This is a genomic window from Pseudomonas shiyinii (assembly GCF_056725765.1).
This window is the reverse complement of the sequence record NZ_CM161522.1, coordinates 590,749-608,048: the sequence shown is the minus strand read 5'-3', so window position 1 is coordinate 608,048 and position 17,300 is coordinate 590,749. Positions and strand designations below refer to the sequence as shown.

General features: G+C 63.3%; 17 protein-coding genes. 6 read left to right on the top strand and 11 right to left on the bottom strand.

Annotated features, from left to right (window positions below):
• Positions 1–8: 8 nt before the first annotated feature.
• Together cysD and ACXHGZ_RS02935 are read right to left on the bottom strand one after the other, a co-directional pair.
• Positions 9–926 carry a sulfate adenylyltransferase subunit CysD gene (gene cysD / locus ACXHGZ_RS02940; protein ID WP_084857225.1) on the bottom strand — a complete coding sequence of 306 codons (918 nt, stop codon included), beginning with the start codon at positions 924–926 and terminating at the stop codon, positions 9–11.
• A 253-nt stretch (positions 927–1,179) separates the two neighbouring features.
• A complete protein-coding gene (locus tag ACXHGZ_RS02935; protein WP_480462296.1) occupies positions 1,180–1,938 on the bottom strand; it encodes a Nif3-like dinuclear metal center hexameric protein in 759 nt (252 codons plus the stop codon).
• A 257-nt stretch (positions 1,939–2,195) separates the two neighbouring features.
• On the opposite strand from ACXHGZ_RS02935, the gene algW reads away from it, so the two are divergent.
• On the top strand, positions 2,196–3,356 hold the full coding sequence (gene algW / locus ACXHGZ_RS02930; RefSeq protein ID WP_084857221.1) for a Do family serine endopeptidase AlgW: 1,161 nt from the start codon (positions 2,196–2,198) through the stop codon (positions 3,354–3,356).
• A gap of 115 nt (positions 3,357–3,471) precedes the next feature.
• On the opposite strand, the gene ACXHGZ_RS02925 is transcribed toward algW, so the two are convergent.
• The 4 genes from ACXHGZ_RS02925 to ACXHGZ_RS02910 all read right to left on the bottom strand — a co-directional run bounded on the left by ACXHGZ_RS02925 (position 3,472) and on the right by ACXHGZ_RS02910 (position 7,628).
• Complete coding sequence (locus tag ACXHGZ_RS02925) at positions 3,472–4,236, bottom strand: amino acid ABC transporter ATP-binding protein (RefSeq protein WP_084857219.1); 765 nt, start codon at positions 4,234–4,236, stop codon at positions 3,472–3,474.
• Positions 4,237–4,246: 10 nt separating this feature from the next.
• Positions 4,247–5,344, bottom strand: a complete 1,098-nt coding sequence (locus tag ACXHGZ_RS02920) for an amino acid ABC transporter permease (protein ID WP_084857217.1) — start codon at positions 5,342–5,344, stop codon at positions 4,247–4,249.
• 10 nt (positions 5,345–5,354) lie between these two features.
• Positions 5,355–6,533 (bottom strand): amino acid ABC transporter permease, encoded by a 1,179-nt coding sequence (locus tag ACXHGZ_RS02915; protein ID WP_368829348.1) that lies wholly within the window; start codon positions 6,531–6,533, stop codon positions 5,355–5,357.
• A 66-nt stretch (positions 6,534–6,599) separates the two neighbouring features.
• Positions 6,600–7,628, bottom strand: a complete 1,029-nt coding sequence (locus tag ACXHGZ_RS02910) for an amino acid ABC transporter substrate-binding protein (RefSeq protein WP_084857213.1) — start codon at positions 7,626–7,628, stop codon at positions 6,600–6,602.
• Between the two features lie 336 nt (positions 7,629–7,964).
• Between ACXHGZ_RS02910 and ACXHGZ_RS02905 the strand changes: the two genes are divergently transcribed.
• The 5 genes from ACXHGZ_RS02905 to ACXHGZ_RS02885 all read left to right on the top strand — a co-directional run bounded on the left by ACXHGZ_RS02905 (position 7,965) and on the right by ACXHGZ_RS02885 (position 13,188).
• A complete protein-coding gene (locus ACXHGZ_RS02905; RefSeq protein WP_224458013.1) occupies positions 7,965–8,621 on the top strand; it encodes an alpha/beta hydrolase in 657 nt (218 codons plus the stop codon).
• 101 nt (positions 8,622–8,722) lie between these two features.
• On the top strand, positions 8,723–10,159 hold the full coding sequence (gene rhlB, locus ACXHGZ_RS02900; RefSeq protein ID WP_084857210.1) for an ATP-dependent RNA helicase RhlB: 1,437 nt from the start codon (positions 8,723–8,725) through the stop codon (positions 10,157–10,159).
• Positions 10,160–10,396: 237 nt separating this feature from the next.
• The gene (locus tag ACXHGZ_RS02895; protein WP_480462293.1) at positions 10,397–11,347 is read left to right on the top strand and encodes an ornithine cyclodeaminase family protein; all 951 of its coding nucleotides are present in this window, start codon (positions 10,397–10,399) and stop codon (positions 11,345–11,347) included.
• Positions 11,348–11,357: 10 nt separating this feature from the next.
• Entirely contained in the window at positions 11,358–12,488 is a 1,131-nt protein-coding gene (locus ACXHGZ_RS02890; protein WP_480462292.1) for an NAD(P)/FAD-dependent oxidoreductase, read from the top strand.
• Positions 12,489–12,561: 73 nt separating this feature from the next.
• Positions 12,562–13,188, top strand: coding sequence for a helix-turn-helix transcriptional regulator (locus ACXHGZ_RS02885; protein ID WP_043207432.1), 627 nt, complete (start codon positions 12,562–12,564; stop codon positions 13,186–13,188).
• 214 nt (positions 13,189–13,402) lie between these two features.
• Here the strand turns inward: ACXHGZ_RS02885 and ACXHGZ_RS02880 are convergent, their stop codons facing one another.
• The 5 genes from ACXHGZ_RS02880 to ACXHGZ_RS02860 form a co-directional block, all read right to left on the bottom strand.
• Complete coding sequence (locus tag ACXHGZ_RS02880) at positions 13,403–14,179, bottom strand: ABC transporter substrate-binding protein (protein WP_084857201.1); 777 nt, start codon at positions 14,177–14,179, stop codon at positions 13,403–13,405.
• Between the two features lie 187 nt (positions 14,180–14,366).
• Positions 14,367–14,813: a molybdopterin synthase catalytic subunit MoaE gene (moaE, locus tag ACXHGZ_RS02875; protein WP_480462291.1), complete on the bottom strand. Its 447-nt coding sequence runs from the start codon at positions 14,811–14,813 to the stop codon at positions 14,367–14,369.
• A gap of 2 nt (positions 14,814–14,815) precedes the next feature.
• The gene (locus ACXHGZ_RS02870) at positions 14,816–15,061 is read right to left on the bottom strand and encodes a MoaD/ThiS family protein (protein WP_480462290.1); all 246 of its coding nucleotides are present in this window, start codon (positions 15,059–15,061) and stop codon (positions 14,816–14,818) included.
• Entirely contained in the window at positions 15,061–15,531 is a 471-nt protein-coding gene (moaC, locus tag ACXHGZ_RS02865) for a cyclic pyranopterin monophosphate synthase MoaC (protein WP_480462288.1), read from the bottom strand. The genes ACXHGZ_RS02870 and moaC overlap by 1 nt, the downstream gene beginning before the upstream one ends.
• A 143-nt stretch (positions 15,532–15,674) precedes the next feature.
• The gene (locus ACXHGZ_RS02860) at positions 15,675–17,069 is read right to left on the bottom strand and encodes a PhoH family protein (RefSeq protein WP_084857192.1); all 1,395 of its coding nucleotides are present in this window, start codon (positions 17,067–17,069) and stop codon (positions 15,675–15,677) included.
• Positions 17,070–17,300 lie beyond the last annotated feature (231 nt).

The following is a 17,300-nucleotide window of genomic DNA, read 5'->3' as shown; positions in this document are numbered from 1 at the left end:
CCTGAGAATTAGAAATAGCCCTGACGTTTCTTGTCTTCCATGGAGCCTGCGCCATCGTGGTCGATGACACGGCCCTGGCGCTCGGAAGTGCGCGTCAGGAGCATTTCCTGAATGATGTCGGTGAGGCTGTCGGCCTCCGACTCCACCGCGCCCGTCAACGGGTAGCAGCCGAGGGTACGGAAACGCACCTTCTTCTTGACGATACGTGCCTTCTCCTCATCGGTAAGGTGCTCGAGGATGCGCTCGTCGTCGATCATGATCAGGGTGCCGTTCTTCTCGATGACCTCGCGCTCGGCGGCGAAGTACAGCGGCACGATCGGGATGCCTTCGAGATAGATGTACTGCCAGATGTCCAGCTCGGTCCAGTTCGACAGCGGGAAGACGCGGATCGACTCGCCCTTGTTGACCTTGCCGTTGTAGATGTTCCACAGCTCCGGGCGCTGGTTCTTCGGGTCCCAGCGGTGCTTGCTGTCGCGGAAGGAGTACACGCGCTCCTTGGCCCGGGACTTCTCCTCGTCGCGGCGGGCGCCGCCGAACGCGGCATCGAAGCCGTACTTGTCCAGCGCCTGCTTCAGGCCCTGGGTCTTCATGATGTCAGTGTGCTTGGAGCTGCCATGGGTGAACGGGTTGATGCCCTGGGCCACGCCCTCGGGGTTGACGTGGGTGATCAGTTCCAGGCCCATCTCCTCGACCATCTTGTCGCGGAAGCGGTACATCTCCTGGAATTTCCACTGGGTGTCGACGTGCATCACCGGGAACGGCAGCTTGCCCGGGAAGAAGGCCTTGCGCGCCAGGTGCAGCATCACGGCGGAGTCCTTGCCGATCGAGTACAGCATCACCGGGTTGTCGAACTCGGCGGCCACCTCGCGGATGATGTGGATGCTCTCCGCCTCCAGCTGTTTCAAGTGCGTCAGTTTGTCGACCATGGCTACTCACGAAAAACGATCTTATGGACGGCCAGCGGGCCGTGTTCGAGGCTGGCACTGTATCACAGCACTTGATTCTATTTAGGAGGCTGGATAGACCGAAAGAATCTAACGATATGACTGGGGGTTTGGGGTGAATCGAGGGCCGCTGCGCAGCCCAATCGCCGGCAAGCCGGCTCCCACCGGCCTGCGCTGTTCCAGAGACAGCGCCATAGCAGTGGAAGGCGGCTTGCCGGCGATTGGGCCGATGAAATCAGATCGGGTTCGGGCAGTCGATGAACAGGTGCTCCAGCGCAAAGCGCCGTGCCAGGTAGTCGCCCAGGGCCTGGACGCCATAACGCTCGGTGGCGTGGTGGCCAGCGGCGATGAAGCTGATGCCGTTCTCGCGGGCGCTGTGGAAGGTCTGCTCGGACGCCTCGCCGCTCAAGAACAGGTCGACCCCTGCAGCAATGGCGGTGTCGATGTACCCCTGCCCACCGCCGGTGCACCAGCCCACCCGACGGATCATCTGCTCGCCCTCGATCACCAGCGGTTCGCGCCCCGTGACCTCCTGCACCCGCCGAGCGAAATCACGCGCCGACACCGGCTCGGCGAGCGACCCCACCAGGCCGACCACCTTGGGGTTGTCCGGGTCCAGCAGCCCCTCGACGGTGATATCCAGTTGGCGAGCCAGCTGCACGTTGTTGCCCACCTCCGGGTGCAGGTCCAACGGCAGGTGATAGGCCAGCAGGCTGATGTCATGCTTGAGCAGGGTCTTGAGGCGGCGCTGCTTCATGCCGGTGATGCAGGGGTTCTCGCCTTTCCAGAAGTAACCGTGGTGCACCAGCACCAGGTCGGCCTCGGCCTCGACCGCGGCGTCGAGCAAGGCCTGGCTGGCGGTGACACCACTGACGATGCGGCTGACCTGCGGCCGGCCCTCGACCTGCAGGCCGTTGGGGCAGTAATCCTGGATCTTGGCGCTGGCCAGGTAGCGCTCGGCTTCCTCCACCAGGGTGCTCAGGGCGACGGCCATGGAAAATCTCCTCGAAATCTGCACGTTCGGTGGGCGCAACGCCCGTATAATGGCCGCCATTATGGGCCGTCGCCGGCTTCGGGGAAACCGGCCGCAATCGCCTGGGGATCCGTGCGTGGCATCGTCAGTCGCGGGTAAATCCGCTCCCACAGGGTCGAGACACCCCGTGTAGGAGCGCTGCTACCAGTGTATGATCGCGCGCGCTCGCTCCCCGCTGCGTAGCCACCGGCCCCTGCCCTACTCCCAGGATTCATTCGATGCTCAAGGCTTTGCGTTTTTTTGGATGGCCCCTGCTTACCGGCGTGCTGATCGCCATGCTGATCATCCAGCGTTTTCCCGAATGGGTCGGCCTGCCCAGCCAGGACGTCAACCTGCAGCAGGCCCCCCAGACCTCGCGCATCGTGCAGGGGCCGGTGTCCTATGCCGACGCCGTGACCCTGGCGGCCCCGGCCGTGGCCAACCTGTACACCACCAAGGTGGTGAACAAGAGTTCGCACCCGCTGTTCGAAGACCCGCAGTTCCGCCGCTTCTTCGGCGACAACCTGCCCAAGCAACGGCGCTGGGAGTCGAGCCTGGGTTCGGCGGTGATCATGAGCCCCGAAGGCTACCTGCTGACCAACAACCATGTGACCAGCGGCGCCGACCAGATCGTGGTAGCGCTCAAGGACGGCCGTGAAACCCTTGCGCGGGTGATCGGCAGCGACCCGGAAACCGACCTCGCCGTCTTGAAGATCGACCTGAAGAAACTGCCGGCCATCACCATCGGCCGCTCCGACACCATCCACATCGGCGACGTATCCCTGGCCATCGGCAACCCCTTCGGCGTCGGCCAGACCGTGACCATGGGCATCATCAGCGCCACCGGCCGCAACCAGCTGGGCCTGAACAACTACGAAGACTTCATCCAGACGGACGCGGCGATCAACCCGGGCAACTCGGGCGGGGCGCTGATCGATGCCAACGGCAACCTGATCGGCATCAACACTGCGATCTTCTCCAAGTCCGGTGGTTCCCAAGGCATCGGTTTCGCCATCCCGGTCAAGCTGGCGTTGGAGGTCATGAAGTCGATCGTCGAGCACGGCCAGGTGATCCGCGGCTGGCTGGGCATCGAGGTTCAGCCGCTGAGCCAGGAGCTGGCCGAGTCCTATGGCATGAAGGACCGCCCGGGCATCGTGGTGGCAGGCATCTTCCGCGACGGCCCGGCGCAACGTGCAGGCCTGCAGCTCGGTGACGTGATCCTGAGCATCAACGGCGAACCGGCCGGCGACGGACGCAAGTCGATGAACCAGGTGGCGCGGATCAAGCCCAACGAGAAGATTTCCATCGAAGTGATGCGCAATGGCGAACAGCTCAAGCTGATTGCCGAAGTGGGGCTGCGGCCGCCACCGGCGCCGGTTGCGGCGCAGGAACAGAAGTAAACCAGGGGCTGCTTTGCAGCCCTTTCGCGGCACAAGGCCGCGCCTACAGGAAATCGCGTGTCTCCCGTAGGAGCGGCCTTGTGCCGCGAAAGGGCCGCAACGCGGCCCCAACATATCAATGCAGGATCTGGCTGAGGAACAATTTGGTCCGGTCACTGCGCGGCCGGTCGAAGAAGTCATCCGGCGCCGCCTGCTCCACGATCTCGCCCTTGTCCATGAAGATCACCCGGTTCGCCACCGTCCGGGCAAAGCCCATCTCGTGGGTCACACAGAGCATGGTCATGCCGTCCTCGGCCAGGCCCACCATGGTATCGAGCACCTCCTTGACCATCTCCGGGTCCAGCGCCGAGGTCGGCTCGTCGAACAGCATGATCTTGGGCTTCATGCACAGCGCCCGGGCGATCGCCACGCGCTGTTGCTGGCCGCCGGACAACTGCCCCGGATACTTGTGCGCCTGTTCGGGAATGCGCACCCGCTCCAGGTAGTGCATGGCGATTTCCTCGGCCTTGCGCCGGGGCATCTTGCGTACCCACATCGGCGCCAGGGTGCAGTTCTCCAGGATGCTCAGGTGCGGGAACAGATTGAAGTGCTGGAACACCATGCCCACCTCGCGGCGGATCGCCTCGATCTGCTTGAGGTCATTGGTCAGCTCCACGCCATCGACCACGATACGGCCCTGCTGGTGCTCTTCCAGGCGGTTGAGGCAGCGGATGGTGGTCGACTTGCCCGAGCCCGACGGCCCGCACAGCACGATACGTTCACCCTGGCGCACGTTCAGGTTGATGTCCTTGAGCACGTGGAACTGCCCATACCACTTGTTCACACCCTGCATCTGGATGATGCCTTCGGGGCCGACAGGCTGCTTGCTCGCTTCACTCATTTCGAAACTCCTAACGCTTGTGGCCAGTGTCCAGCTTGCGCTCCAGGTGCATGGAGTAGCGGGACATACCGAAACAGAAAACCCAGAACACCAAGGCCGCGAACACGTAACCCTCGGTGGCCATGCCCAGCCAGGCCGGGTCGGCGGCGGCCTGCTTGACGCTGTTGAGCAGGTCGAACAGGCCGATGATGATCACCAGGCTGGTGTCCTTGAACAGGGCGATGAAGGTGTTGACGATGCCGGGGATCACCAGCTTCAGCGCCTGGGGCAGGATCACCAGCCCCATCGCCCGCCAGTAGCCCAGGCCCATGGCCGCAGCCGCCTCGTACTGGCCCTTGGGGATGGCCTGCAGGCCACCGCGAACCACTTCGGCGATGTAGGCCGACTGGAACAGGATCACCCCGATCATCGCCCGCAGCAGCTTGTCGAAGCTCATGCCCTCGGGCAGGAACAACGGCAGCATCACCGAAGACATGAACAGCACGGTGATCAGCGGCACGCCACGCCAGAACTCGATGAAGGTCACGCACACCACCTTCACCGCCGGCAGGTTGGAGCGCCGCCCCAGCGCCAGCAGGATGCCCAGCGGCAAGGCACCGACGATACCGACGGTGGCGATCACCAGGGTCAGCATCAGGCCACCCCATTGGCTGGTGGAGACTGTGGCAAGGCCCAGGTAACCACCATGCAGCAATGTGTAGGCCAGCACCGGGTACGACACCAAGAAGCCCAGGCCGTAGGCCACCTTGCGCGGGAAGCGCTTGATGAACAGCGGCGCGGCGCCGAGCACGGCGAGCCAGACGGTCAGATCGACCCGCCAGCGCAGCTCCACCGGGTAGTAGCCGTACATGAACTGGCCGAAGCGCTGCTGGATGAACACCCAGCAGGCGCCCTCCTGGGTGCAGTCGGCACGGGTGGTACCGACCCAGTTGGCATCGATGAACGCCCACTGCACCAGCGGTGGCACGATGAGCCAGACCAGGTACAGGGCGAACAGGGTCAACAAGGTGTTGAGCCAGTTGGAGAACAGGTTGGCACGCATCCATGCGAGCGCGCCGACGGTCTTTACCGGTGGCGGCATGTCGGGTTTGAAAACATGGGCTGTCACAGGCGTACCCTCACCGCTCGATCAGCGCGATGCGCTTGTTGTACCAGTTCATCAGCAGCGAAATGCTGAGGCTGATGGCGAGATAGACACTCATGGTGATGGCGATCACCTCGATGGCCTGGCCGGTCTGGTTGAGCACGGTACCGGCGAACAGCGAGACCATCTCTGGGTAGCCGATACCGGCCGCCAGGGATGAGTTCTTCGCCAGGTTCAGGTACTGGCTGGTCAACGGCGGCACGATCACCCGCAAGGCCTGGGGGATGATCACCTTGCGCAGGGTCGGCCCCTCGCGCAGGCCCAGCGAACGCGCGGCCTCGGTCTGGCCATGGCTGACCGAGCGGATACCCGAGCGCACGATCTCGGCGATGAACGCTGCGGTGTAGATGGTCAGCGCCAGGGTCAATGCCAGCAGCTCGGGGATCAGCACCCAGCCGCCGACGAAATTGAAGCCTTTGAGCTGTGGCACCTCCCAGTGCACCGGGCTGCCGAACAGCAGCACGCAGATCCCAGGGATGCCGATGAACATCAAAAGCCCCACCCAGAACTTGTGGAACGGCTCGCCAGTCTCGTCGAAACGCTTGTTGGCCAGGCGCACCATGAGCACGATGGCGAGCACCGCCAGCACCAGCGCCAGCACGAACGGCCAGAAGCCTTCGGCCAGGGTCGCACCGGGCATGTTCAGGCCACGGTTGCTGATGAAGAAGGTGTCGTCGAGGTTGATGCTGCCCCGTGGCCCCGGCAAGGTGAGGAACACGGCGAAATACCAGAACAGGATCTGCAGCAGCGGCGGGATGTTGCGGAAGGTTTCCACGTACACGGTCGCCAGCTTGCTGATCATCCAGTTCGGCGACAGCCGCGCCACGCCGATGACGAAGCCCAGCACCGTGGCCAGGATGATGCCGATGAAGGTCACCAGCAGGGTGTTGAGCAGGCCGATGACGAATACCCGGGCATAGCTGTCCGACTCCACGTACGGAATCAGGTGCTGGGCGATGCCGAAGCCCGCACTGCGCTCGAGGAAGTCGAAGCCCGAGGTGATGCCCCGGTGTTGCAGGTTGGCCTGGGTGTTATGGAACAGGTACCAGCCCAGGCCGACCACGAACACCACCGTGACCACCTGGAACAGCCACGCGCGCACACGTGGATCGCTCAGGGAAAACCCCTTCTGCGCGCCGATTCGATTTTGCATGAAATGCCCCGCAAGGATGGGATCGAACAACCTGCGGCGGCGGGATGCCGCCGCAGGGTGCAGCCATCAGCGCACTGGAGGCGCGTACTGGATGCCACCGTTGTTCCACAGGGCGTTCATGCCACGGTCGATCTTCAGGTCGGTGCTCTGGCCCAGGTTCTTCTCGAACACTTCGCCATAGTTGCCTACCTGCTTGACGATCTGCACCACCCAGTCCTTGGGCAGCTTCAGGTCCTTGCCGTATTCGCCGTCGGTGCCCAGCAGGCGGGCGACGTCAGGGTTCTTGGTGGACTTGGCCTCGGCTTCGACGTTCTTCGAGGTGATGCCCGCCTCCTCGGCGTTGAGCATGGCGAAGAGCGTCCACTTGACGATGCTGAACCACTCCTCGTCGCCCTTGCGCACCACCGGGCCCAGCGGCTCCTTGGAAATGGTTTCCGGCAGGACCACGTATTCGCTCGGTGCGGCCAGCTTCGAGCGCTGGGCGAACAGCTGCGACTTGTCCGAGGTCAGCACGTCGCAACGGCCGGACTCCAGCGACTTGGCGCTTTCGTCGGAGGTGTCGAAGGTGATGGGGGTGTACTTCAGGCCATTGGCGCGGAAGAAGTCCGAGACGTTCAGCTCGGTGGTGGTACCGGCCTGGATGCAGATGGTCGCGCCATCGAGCTCCTTGGCGCTGGAGACGCCCAGTTTCTTGTTGACCAGGAAACCGACGCCGTCATAGTAGGTGACACCGGCGAACACCAGGCCCATGCCGGCATCGCGCGAACTGGTCCAGGTGGTGTTGCGCGACAGCACGTCGACTTCGCCCGACTGCAGCGCGGTGAAGCGTTCCTTGGCGTTGAGCTGGCTGAACTTGACCTTGGTGGCATCGCCGAACACCGCCGCTGCCACGGCGCGGCACACATCGGCGTCGATACCGACGATCTTGCCGGTGCTGTCCGGTACCGAGAAGCCCGGGAGGCCGTCACTCACGCCACACTGGACGAAGCCCTTCTTCTTGACCGCATCGAGGGTGGCGCCGGCCTGGGCGAAACTGGTGGCGCCCAGCGCAGCGGCAGCGGTCAGGACTGCCAGGGTGGTTTTCAACATCTTCATTCACAACCTCCAATCGCTCTTGTTGTATCGAGCCGGAATTGCACCGCACCCTTATGAGGCGCATCCGACCCTGGTTGGCTTGTTATTGGGTCAATGGCGCAATGAGCTGTTCTGATGACAGCCTTACTCTCCGCACAGGGGTGTTACCGTCGCCGGCCTCTCCCCTCGCATCGGTTGATCCGTAGCAAAGGGCGTACCACAGTCGCGCGCTTAAGCGTTTAAGCGGTCGTCAAGCCGGAAAAGTTGTAGAGTTGCGACATCTTCTTGTGGCATTACCCATGCACGCCTTCTTTTCACGCACCAGAACCTGGGCGTGCGCACACTTTCGGAGCAGCCATGACCAACCCGTTGATCCTCGAACCCCAGAACACCGCCGACGCCTGTGTGATCTGGTTGCACGGCCTGGGGGCCGATCGTTACGACTTCCTACCTGTGGCCGAATTCATGCAGGAGCGCCTGCTCAGCACCCGCTTCGTCATGCCCCAGGCCCCCACCCGGCCGGTGACCATCAATGGCGGCTACGCCATGCCCAGTTGGTACGACATCAAGGCCATGACCCCGGCACGCGCGATCGACGAGGCGCAACTGGAGGAGTCGGCCGAGCAGATCATCGGCCTGATCGAAGCGGAACGGGCCAAGGGCATCGACCTGACCCGAATCTTCCTGGCCGGTTTTTCCCAAGGCGGCGCCGTGGTCCTGCACACAGCCTATATAAAGTGGCAAGAGGCGCTGGGTGGCGTGATCGCGCTGTCTACCTACGCCCCGACCTTCAGTGACACCCACCAGTTGAGCGCCTGCCAGCAACGTACCCCAGCCCTGTGCCTGCATGGTGTGCACGACCCGGTGGTGATCCCCTCCATGGGCCGTACCGCCTTCGAATACCTGAACAGCTGGGGTGTCGCCGCCCGCTGGCATGAATACCCGATGGAACACGAAGTGGTGGTCGAGGAACTCGGCGATATCCACGACTGGCTGGGCAAGCAGCTGCAATAAGCAGGGTTCGCCTGTAGTTGTCAGCGCACTCCACTACGCCGCGCCCGGTTCTTGCATTACACTGCCCGGCGTACATTCCTTAACCAGTTGACGAGACGATCGTGCTCAAGGCACTCAAGAAAATATTCGGCAAGCCCGACGCTGCCCCGCAGGCCGTCGCGCCCGTTGCCAACGTGATTACCCCTCCGCCCGCGGCAGAGCCGCCGACAGCGGCCGTGCAACCCGTCGAAACGCCAGCGCCGGCAGCCGCCCCGCGCGCAGACAAACCCGCAGCCAAGGACAAGCCGCGCCGCGAGCGCAAGCCAAAGCCCCAGGCCAGCCTGTGGAAGCCGGAAGACTTCGTGGTCGAGCCCCAGGAAGGCAAGACCCGCTTCCATGACTTCAAGCTGTCCAACGAGCTGATGCATGCCATCCACGACCTGGGCTTCCCCTACTGCACACCGATCCAGGCCCAGGTACTGGGCCATACCCTGCGTGGCAAGGACGCTATCGGCCGGGCCCAGACAGGCACCGGCAAGACCGCGGCGTTCCTGATCTCGATCATCTCCCAGCTGCAGCAGACCCCACCGCCCAAAGAGCGCTACATGGGTGAGCCGCGTGCGCTGATCATCGCGCCGACCCGAGAGCTGGTGGTGCAGATCGCCAAGGACGCCATGGCCCTGACCAAGTACAGCGGCCTGAACGTGATGACGTTCGTGGGCGGCATGGACTTCGACAAGCAGCTCAAGGCACTGGAAGCGCGCCATTGCGATATCCTGGTGGCCACCCCGGGCCGCCTGCTGGACTTCCACCAGCGCGGCGAGGTGCACCTGGACATGGTCGAGGTACTGGTGCTGGACGAAGCCGACCGCATGCTCGACATGGGCTTCATCCCGCAGGTGCGCCAGATCATTCGCCAGACCCCACCCAAGAGCGAACGCCAAACGCTGCTGTTTTCGGCCACCTTCACCGATGATGTAATGAACCTGGCCAAGCAGTGGACCACCAACCCGGCCATCGTCGAGATCGAGCCGGAGAACGTGGCCAGCGAAACGGTCGAGCAACACGTCTATGCCGTGGCCTCGAGCGACAAGTACAAGCTGCTGTACAACCTGGTGACCCAGAACAAGTGGGAACGGGTGATGGTCTTCGCCAACCGCAAGGACGAAGTGCGGCGGGTCGAGGAGCGCCTGGTGCGCGACGGCATCAACGCCGCCCAGCTGTCAGGCGACGTGCCGCAGCACAAGCGCATCCGCACCCTGGAAAGCTTCCGTGAAGGCCGCATCGCCGTGCTGGTGGCTACCGACGTGGCCGGCCGCGGCATTCACATCGATGGCATCAGCCACGTGATCAACTTCACCCTGCCGGAAGACCCGGACGACTACGTGCACCGCATCGGCCGCACGGGCCGGGCCGGCACCAATGGCGTGTCGATCAGTTTCGCGGGCGAGGACGACGCCTACCAGCTGCCGGCCATCGAAGAGCTGCTGGGGCGCAAGATCAAGTGCGAAATGCCGCCGGACGAGCTGCTGAAGGCGGTACCGCGCAAGCATCACTGATGCGCTGTACCTTGGGGCACCTTGTGCCCCTTCCCGAACGGTCCGGTACCCCGGCAAGACCGCCCCCACACGCACTGCGCCGAGCCGCAGTGCCTGTTCTCTGGGCAACGCCCCGCCCCTCCTCCTTTGCCCCTCCCTTTCTGGTGCTGCGCTGCATCCCAACCTTTTTGCGCCCGCGATATTGTCCAAATAAACAAAAAGTCCATAATGGAAAAAATAGTTTATCCGGAGCTTCGCATGACCGCGCCCCTCGTCGTCGATCAACAACACGCCCGCCAGTTGCTCGCCCAGGTGGATGTCCCACACATCCTGCGTAACCTGTTCCGAGACCTGGCCAGCGGCCAGGCGGTACAGCCGCCCCAACAACGGGTGGAGTTTCCGGCTGGCCGGGGCGACTTCATCAACTATGGCGGCGTGTTGGCCACCGAGGGGGTCTATGGGGTAAAAACCTCGCCCTACATCGTCCGTGACCAAGGCCCCCTGGTCACCGCCTGGACCCTGCTGATGTCCATGGATAACGGTCAACCGCTGATGCTCTGCGACGCCGGTGAACTGACCACCGCACGCACTGCCGCCACCACTGCCGTGGCCATCGACACGCTGGCCCCAGGCCATGCCCGTCGCCTGACGGTAATCGGCAGCGGCCCGATCGCCCGCGCTCACCTGCACCACGTGCGCGGCCTGCGCGACTGGCAGGACATTCGCCTGTATTCCCCCAGCCTGCGCCAGCAGAGCGCGGGGCAACGCGAACAACTGGCCGGCCTCGACAGCCGCCTGCAACTGATGGAAAACCTGGAGCAGGCCCTGGACGATGCCGACGTGATCATGCTCTGCACCTCCTCGGCCGTGCCAGTCATCGACCCACGCACGCTGAGCAAACCTGCGCTGATCACCTCGATCAGCACCAATGCCGTGCGCGCCCATGAAATCCCGCCAGCCTGCCTGGCCGAGATGGATATCTACTGCGATTACCGGGTAACCACCCCCGCCAGCGCGGGCGAAATGCGCATCGCCGCCGAGCAGTTGGGGTGGCAGGCAGACGCGATCGTCGGCGACCTGCCGCAACTGCTCAGTGGCAAGGCCCCCGTGCCCGCCTACCAACGCCATGCCTTCTTCCGCTCCATCGGACTGGGCCTGGAGGACATTGCCCTGGCCAATGCCCTGTACCAGCTGCTGCGCGAAGCCTGAGGAGAACAGCATGCAAACTGCCGACTACATCATCGTAGGCGCGGGTATCGCCGGTGCCTCCACCGGCTACTGGCTCTCAGCCCATGGCCGCGTGCTTGTGCTCGAGCGCGAATCCCAGCCCGGCTATCACTCCACCGGCCGCTCGGCGGCGCTCTACACCGCCGCCTATGGCACACCCCAGGTACGCGCCCTGACCCTCGCCAGCCGCGCCTTCTTCGATCATCCGCCCAGTGGCTTCGCCGAGCACCCACTGCTCACCCCGCGCGGTGAGATGACCGTGGACTTCAACGGCGACCCCATCGAACTGCAACGCCAGTACCTCAGCGCCAAGGCCTGCGTGCCCGAGTTCGAGCTGCTCGATGCCGACCAGGCCTGCGCCCGCCTGCCGGTGCTGCGTCGGGATAGGGTCCATGGCGCCCTCTACGACCCGAGCGCCAGCGACATCGACACCGATGCCCTGCACCAAGGCTACCTGCGGGGCATTCGCCGGCAGCAGGGCGAAGTGCGCAGCGATTGTGAGGTGCAACGTGTGGAGCGTGACGTCCAAGGGCTGTGGCAGGTGCATACCAACCACGGCAATTTCAGCGCGCCCGTGCTGATCAACGCCGCAGGCGCCTGGGCGGACCATATCGGGATGTTGGCCGGCGCTCACCCCCTCGGCCTGCAACCCAAGCGCCGCGCTGCCTTCATCTTCGCCGCCCCCGAGGGCGTCGACTGCCACCACTGGCCGATGCTGGTCAGCCTCGATGAGTCCTTCTACATGAAGCCGGATGCCGGCATGCTCCTTGGCTCTCCCGCCAACGCCGACCCGGTGGAACCGCACGATGTACAGCCCGAAGAGCTCGACATCGCCCTGGGCATCTACCAGATCGAGGAAGCCACCACCCTGCGCATCCGCCGCCCTACCCGCACCTGGGCCGGGCTGCGCAGTTTCGTTGCCGACGGCGACCTGGTCGCCGGCTTCGACCCGCAGGTACCTGGGCTGTTCTGGGTCGCGGGCCAGGGCGGCTACGGCATCCAGACCTCACCCGCCATGGGCCAGGCCAGCGCCGCTCTGGTGCGTGGCGAGGCGCTACCGGAACACCTGCATGGCTTTGGCCTGACGGCCGCCATGCTGTCCCCGGCGCGCCTGTCGGGATGACGCGCCGCCGCGATTGCGGCACACTCGCAGCGCCCTGGCCGCAGGGCGCTGACACAACCTGGAGCCTGCCTCAATGCCATCCCCTCGCCCTGACCCGGCCCTGGACAACTACCGGGCCATCGCCGATGCCATCGCCACTCTGTTCTTCCCCCATGCCGAAGTGGTGCTGCACGACCTGCGCACACAGAAGATCGATTACATCGCCAACAACCTGTCCAAGCGCGAGATTGGCGACGATGCGGCCCTGGAAGACATGCTCGAACACGGCACCGATGAAACCAACATCGGCCCCTACGAAAAACTCAACTGGGACGGGCAAAAGATCCGCTCGTTGAGCACCGTGTTGCGCGATGCCGCAGGCACGCCTCTGGCAATGCTGTGCATCAACCTGAATATCTCGTTGTTCGAGAACGCCAAGGCGGCGCTGGACCTGTTCCTTTCGCCCAGCCGATTGATTCCCCAACCCGACGCGCTGTTTCGCGACGACTGGCAGGAACGCATCAACACCTTCCTCAACGGCTGGCTGCGCCAACGTCAATTGAGCCTTAACCTGCTGACCCGCGATCACAAGCGCGAGCTGGTCCTGGCCCTGCATGCCGAGGGCGCCTTCAAGGGCAAGAGCGCGGCCAACTACGTGGCCAACGTGCTGGGAATGGGACGGGCGACGGTGTACAAGCACCTGAAGGAACTCAAGGCCTGAGCGGTTCAGGCGTCCCTTGACGATTGCCGAAGCCCCTACGCGAATGCCTGTCAGTTAAGGCCCATCGCCGGCAAGCCGGCTCCCACCTGTCCTGCGCTGCTGTTGTAGACACCGCAGAACCTGTGGGAGCCGGCTTGCCGGCGATGGGCTGCGAAGCAGCCCCAAATGCAGCCGATAAGGCTTAACTGACTGGCATTACCCCCTACGCACTGTTTCAGTCGCCGTAGATATCCGATTTGAAATACTTGGCCTGGATCTTCTGGTATTCGCCGTTGGCACGAATGGCATCGATGGCGCTATTGAGCTGGCTCACCAATTCGGTGTTGCCTTTGCGCACTGCGATTCCGGCACCTTCACCGACGTACTTGGGGTCCTTCAGCTCCGGCCCTACGAAAGCAAAGTCGGCGCCACGAGGCATCGACAGGAAGTCCTCCAGGGGAATGGTATCGGCAAAAATGGCATCCACACGCCCGGACGCCAGGTCCATGTAGATCTCTTCGTTGTTGCTGTAGCGGTTGACCTTCACCCCCATCGGCTCGAGCACTTCGGTGGCGTAGCGGTCGGTGGTGGTGGCACGCTGCACGCCGATGGTCTTGCCCTTGAGGCTCTGGTATTGGTCATCGACGACCGCCCCCTTCTTCATCACCAGACGCGATGACGTGAAGTAGTACTTGTGGGTGAAGTCCACCGATTGCTTGCGCTCTTTGGTGATGGTCATCGACGACAAGGCCGCATCGATCTTCCTGACCTTCAACGAGGGGATCAGCCCGTCGAACTCGACCTCGTGCCAGACACACTTGACCTTCATCTGCGCGCACAGGGCATTGCCGATCTCGTAGTCGAAGCCCACGATTTCGCCCTTGTCGTTTTTCGAGGCAAACGGCGGGTAGGCGGCCTCGATACCGATACGCAGGACGTTCTCGGCAGCGTACAGGTTGCTGCCGGCCAACAGGCCCAGGGCCAGACCACTGATCAGGGTGAGCTTTCTCATGGGGATCTCTCTCGCTCGTTATTGGAGGTGTGGTGCAAGACAGAGGAAAAGTGACAGGCGCAAGGCTGCCTGGAATCATTTTGTACTTATGATTCCATACTGGACTTTTTTGTATAGAAACTCAACTACCCACCACACAACGTGCGGCGAGGGCGAACGCATCCGGCCCGCCCATGCCTCGGCAGGTTTACCAGCGGCCGGCGGCGTCCTGATCGCTTTGTCGGCCTTCGACCCAACGCGGCCCATCCTGGGTGCTCTCTTTCTTCCAGAACGGCGCCCGGGTCTTGAGGTAGTCCATGATGAAATTGCAGGCGTCGAACGCCGCCTGACGGTGGGCGCTGGCCACGCCGACAAAGACGATCGGTTCACCCGGCTCCAGCGCACCGATGCGGTGCAGCACCTCGACCTTGAGCAGCGGCCAGCGCTGCTCGGCCTCGACGACGATCTTGGCCAACGCTTTTTCGGTCATGCCTGGGTAATGCTCGAGGAACATCCCCGCCACGTCCAGGCCGTCGTTGAAATCACGCACGTAGCCCACGAACCCCACCACCGCGCCGACGCCGACGTTGGCGGCATGCATGGCATTGGTTTCTACGCCGGGGTCGAACGCCTGCTGCTGAACTCGAATACCCATGGTCAGCCCCCGGTTACCGGCGGGAAGAACGCCACTTCGTCGCCCTCTTCCAGCGCCTCGTCGAGCTTGCACAGTTCTTCGTTACGCGCACACATCAGGTTCTGCTCGGCCAGCACCGCGTATTGGCCACCTTTGGCGACCAATGCCTGGCGCACATCCTCGAGCACTGTGAAATCCCCTTCCAGGCGCTCGCTGTCGAGCCCCAGCAATTCGCGATAACGGGCGAAATACATGACTAGGACCTTCATCACGCCTCCACCTGGTAATGGCCGCTCTTGCCACCGACCTTTTCCAGCAGGCGCACCTGCTCGATAACCATGCCCTTGTCCACGGCCTTGCACATGTCATAGATCGTCAGCGCCGCAACGCTGGCGGCGGTCAGCGCTTCCATTTCCACACCGGTCTGCCCGGCCAGCTTGCAACGGGCAACGATGCGCACCGCATCAGCGCCTTCGGCGGTGAGCTCGACCTTGACGCTGGTGAGCATCAAGGGATGGCACAGCGGGATCAGGTCGCTGGTCTTCTTCGCCGCCTGGATACCGGCGATGCGCGCCACGGCGAACACGTCGCCCTTGGGGTGTTCGCCATCGACGATCATCTGCAAGGTCTGCGGCAACATGCGCACCCGCGCCTCGGCAACGGCCTCGCGCGCCGTCACGGCTTTTTCAGTGACGTCGACCATGTTGGCGCGCCCCTGGGAATCGAGATGAGTCAGCACTGCTCTGCTCCTGTGAAGGGAACAAAGAGTGTAAACCTGTAGGTCAGGTTTGAGCAGGGGAATGTGTCGGGCCGGTGCTCGCCTGCAACGGGTCTGCGCAATGAACAGGCAAAGGCCGGGCGGCGAACCGCCCGGCGGTGGGGTTACAGATGCGACTCGGCGTACTCGGCCAGCACCGAGCGTGGCACGCCCTGCAGGGTGATGTGAACGCCGTGGGGGAAGTCCTTGAAGCGTTCGGTGAGGTACGTAAGGCCAGAGCTGGTGGCCGACAGATAAGGGGTGTCGATCTGCGCCAGGTTGCCCAGGCAGACCACCTTCGACCCGGCCCCGGCACGGGTGATGATGGTTTTCATCTGGTGCGGGGTAAGGTTCTGGCACTCGTCGATCAGGATCAAGCTCTGCTGGAAGCTGCGGCCGCGAATGTAGTTCAGCGACTTGAACTGCAGCGGTACCCGCTCGAGGATGTATTCCACGCTGCCGTGGGTGCTCTCGTCATCCATGTGCAGGGCTTCGAGGTTGTCGGTGATGGCGCCCAGCCAGGGTTCCATCTTCTCGGCCTCGGTGCCCGGCAGGAAGCCGATCTCCTGGTCCAGCCCCTGCACGCTGCGCGTGGCGATGATGCGCCGGTAGCGCTTGCTGACCATGGTCTGTTCGATGGCTGCAGCGAGTGCCAGGATGGTCTTGCCGGAGCCTGCGGCGCCGGTGAGGTTGACCAGGTGGATATCCGGGTCGAGCAGTGCGAACAACGCCAGGCTCTGGTGGATGTCGCGCGGTTTCAGGCCCCAGGCTTCCTGGTGCAGCAAAGGCTCCTGGTGCAGGTCGAGCAACAGCAGCTCGTCTTCACGGATGCCCTTGATCCAGCCGACGAAGCCCTGTTCATCGATGATGAACTCGTTGACGTGCACCGCCGGCAGGTTGTCGGTCAGCTGCACCCGATGCCAGGTACGGCCGCGCTCCTGGCGGGTCTCGACCTTGCTGACCCGGTCCCAGAACGAACCCGTCACCGAGTGGTAGCCCTTGGACAGCAAGGACACGTCATCGACCAGTTGGTCGGTGCTGTAGTCCTCGGCAGCGATGCCACAGGCACGCGCCTTCAGGCGCATGTTGATGTCCTTGGTCACCAGCACGACGTCAAGGTCGGCACGCCGGCTGCGCAGTTCCAGGAGCTGGTTGATGATGATGTTGTCGTTGAGGTTTTCCGGCAGCAGCCGGTTCGGTTCGTTGCGCGGGCTCATCAGGATCGACAGGAAGCCTTTCGGCCCGCCCTTGCCACGCTGGATCGGCACACCCTGTTCGACATCGCTGGGCGAGGCATCACCGAGGGTCTGGTCGATCAGGCGGATGGCCTGGCGGCATTCGGCGGCGATGGTATGTTTGCCGGTCTTGAGTTTGTCGAGTTCCTCCAGCACCGTCATCGGGATGGCGACATGGTGCTCCTCGAAGTTGAGCAATGCGTTGGGATCGTGAATCAGGACATTGGTATCGAGCACATACAGGATTGGCTGGGTGGAGGAAGGGTTGCGTCCTTGGTCATCCATACTCGGTCACCTTATGTGAAAGCCACACGGCGCGTAATGCTGCGCCGCAGAGTGACCGCCGTTCTCCCCGTATCCGCGTCGTTACGGGCGGGGAGCGCACCTGGCAAGGAGGGCCTGGATGACGCCACCTGTGCTGCAGGATTCGGCTGTCTGGTTCCTACATACCGCATAAATGATGACCAGAAAAAGTCTTTTTACGTTCAGTTGAAGTTTATTTTTCCGATTGATGTT

Bases quoted from the DNA above. Each gene is read 5' to 3' on its own strand.
- cysD (WP_084857225.1), bottom strand. From the start codon at position 926: ATGGTCGACAAACTGACGCACTTGAAACAGCTGGAGGCGGAGAGCATC.
- ACXHGZ_RS02935 (WP_480462296.1), bottom strand. From the start codon at position 1,938: ATGGCCGTCGCCCTGAGCACCCTGGTGGAGGAAGCCGAGCGCTACCTG.
- algW (WP_084857221.1), top strand. From the start codon at position 2,196: ATGCTCAAGGCTTTGCGTTTTTTTGGATGGCCCCTGCTTACCGGCGTG.
- ACXHGZ_RS02925 (WP_084857219.1), bottom strand. From the start codon at position 4,236: ATGAGTGAAGCGAGCAAGCAGCCTGTCGGCCCCGAAGGCATCATCCAG.
- ACXHGZ_RS02915 (WP_368829348.1), bottom strand. From the start codon at position 6,533: ATGCAAAATCGAATCGGCGCGCAGAAGGGGTTTTCCCTGAGCGATCCA.
- ACXHGZ_RS02910 (WP_084857213.1), bottom strand. From the start codon at position 7,628: ATGAAGATGTTGAAAACCACCCTGGCAGTCCTGACCGCTGCCGCTGCG.
- ACXHGZ_RS02905 (WP_224458013.1), top strand. From the start codon at position 7,965: ATGACCAACCCGTTGATCCTCGAACCCCAGAACACCGCCGACGCCTGT.
- ACXHGZ_RS02895 (WP_480462293.1), top strand. From the start codon at position 10,397: ATGACCGCGCCCCTCGTCGTCGATCAACAACACGCCCGCCAGTTGCTC.
- ACXHGZ_RS02890 (WP_480462292.1), top strand. From the start codon at position 11,358: ATGCAAACTGCCGACTACATCATCGTAGGCGCGGGTATCGCCGGTGCC.
- ACXHGZ_RS02885 (WP_043207432.1), top strand. From the start codon at position 12,562: ATGCCATCCCCTCGCCCTGACCCGGCCCTGGACAACTACCGGGCCATC.
- ACXHGZ_RS02880 (WP_084857201.1), bottom strand. From the start codon at position 14,179: ATGAGAAAGCTCACCCTGATCAGTGGTCTGGCCCTGGGCCTGTTGGCC.
- moaE (WP_480462291.1), bottom strand. From the start codon at position 14,813: ATGGGTATTCGAGTTCAGCAGCAGGCGTTCGACCCCGGCGTAGAAACC.
- ACXHGZ_RS02870 (WP_480462290.1), bottom strand. From the start codon at position 15,061: ATGAAGGTCCTAGTCATGTATTTCGCCCGTTATCGCGAATTGCTGGGG.
- ACXHGZ_RS02860 (WP_084857192.1), bottom strand. From the start codon at position 17,069: ATGGATGACCAAGGACGCAACCCTTCCTCCACCCAGCCAATCCTGTAT.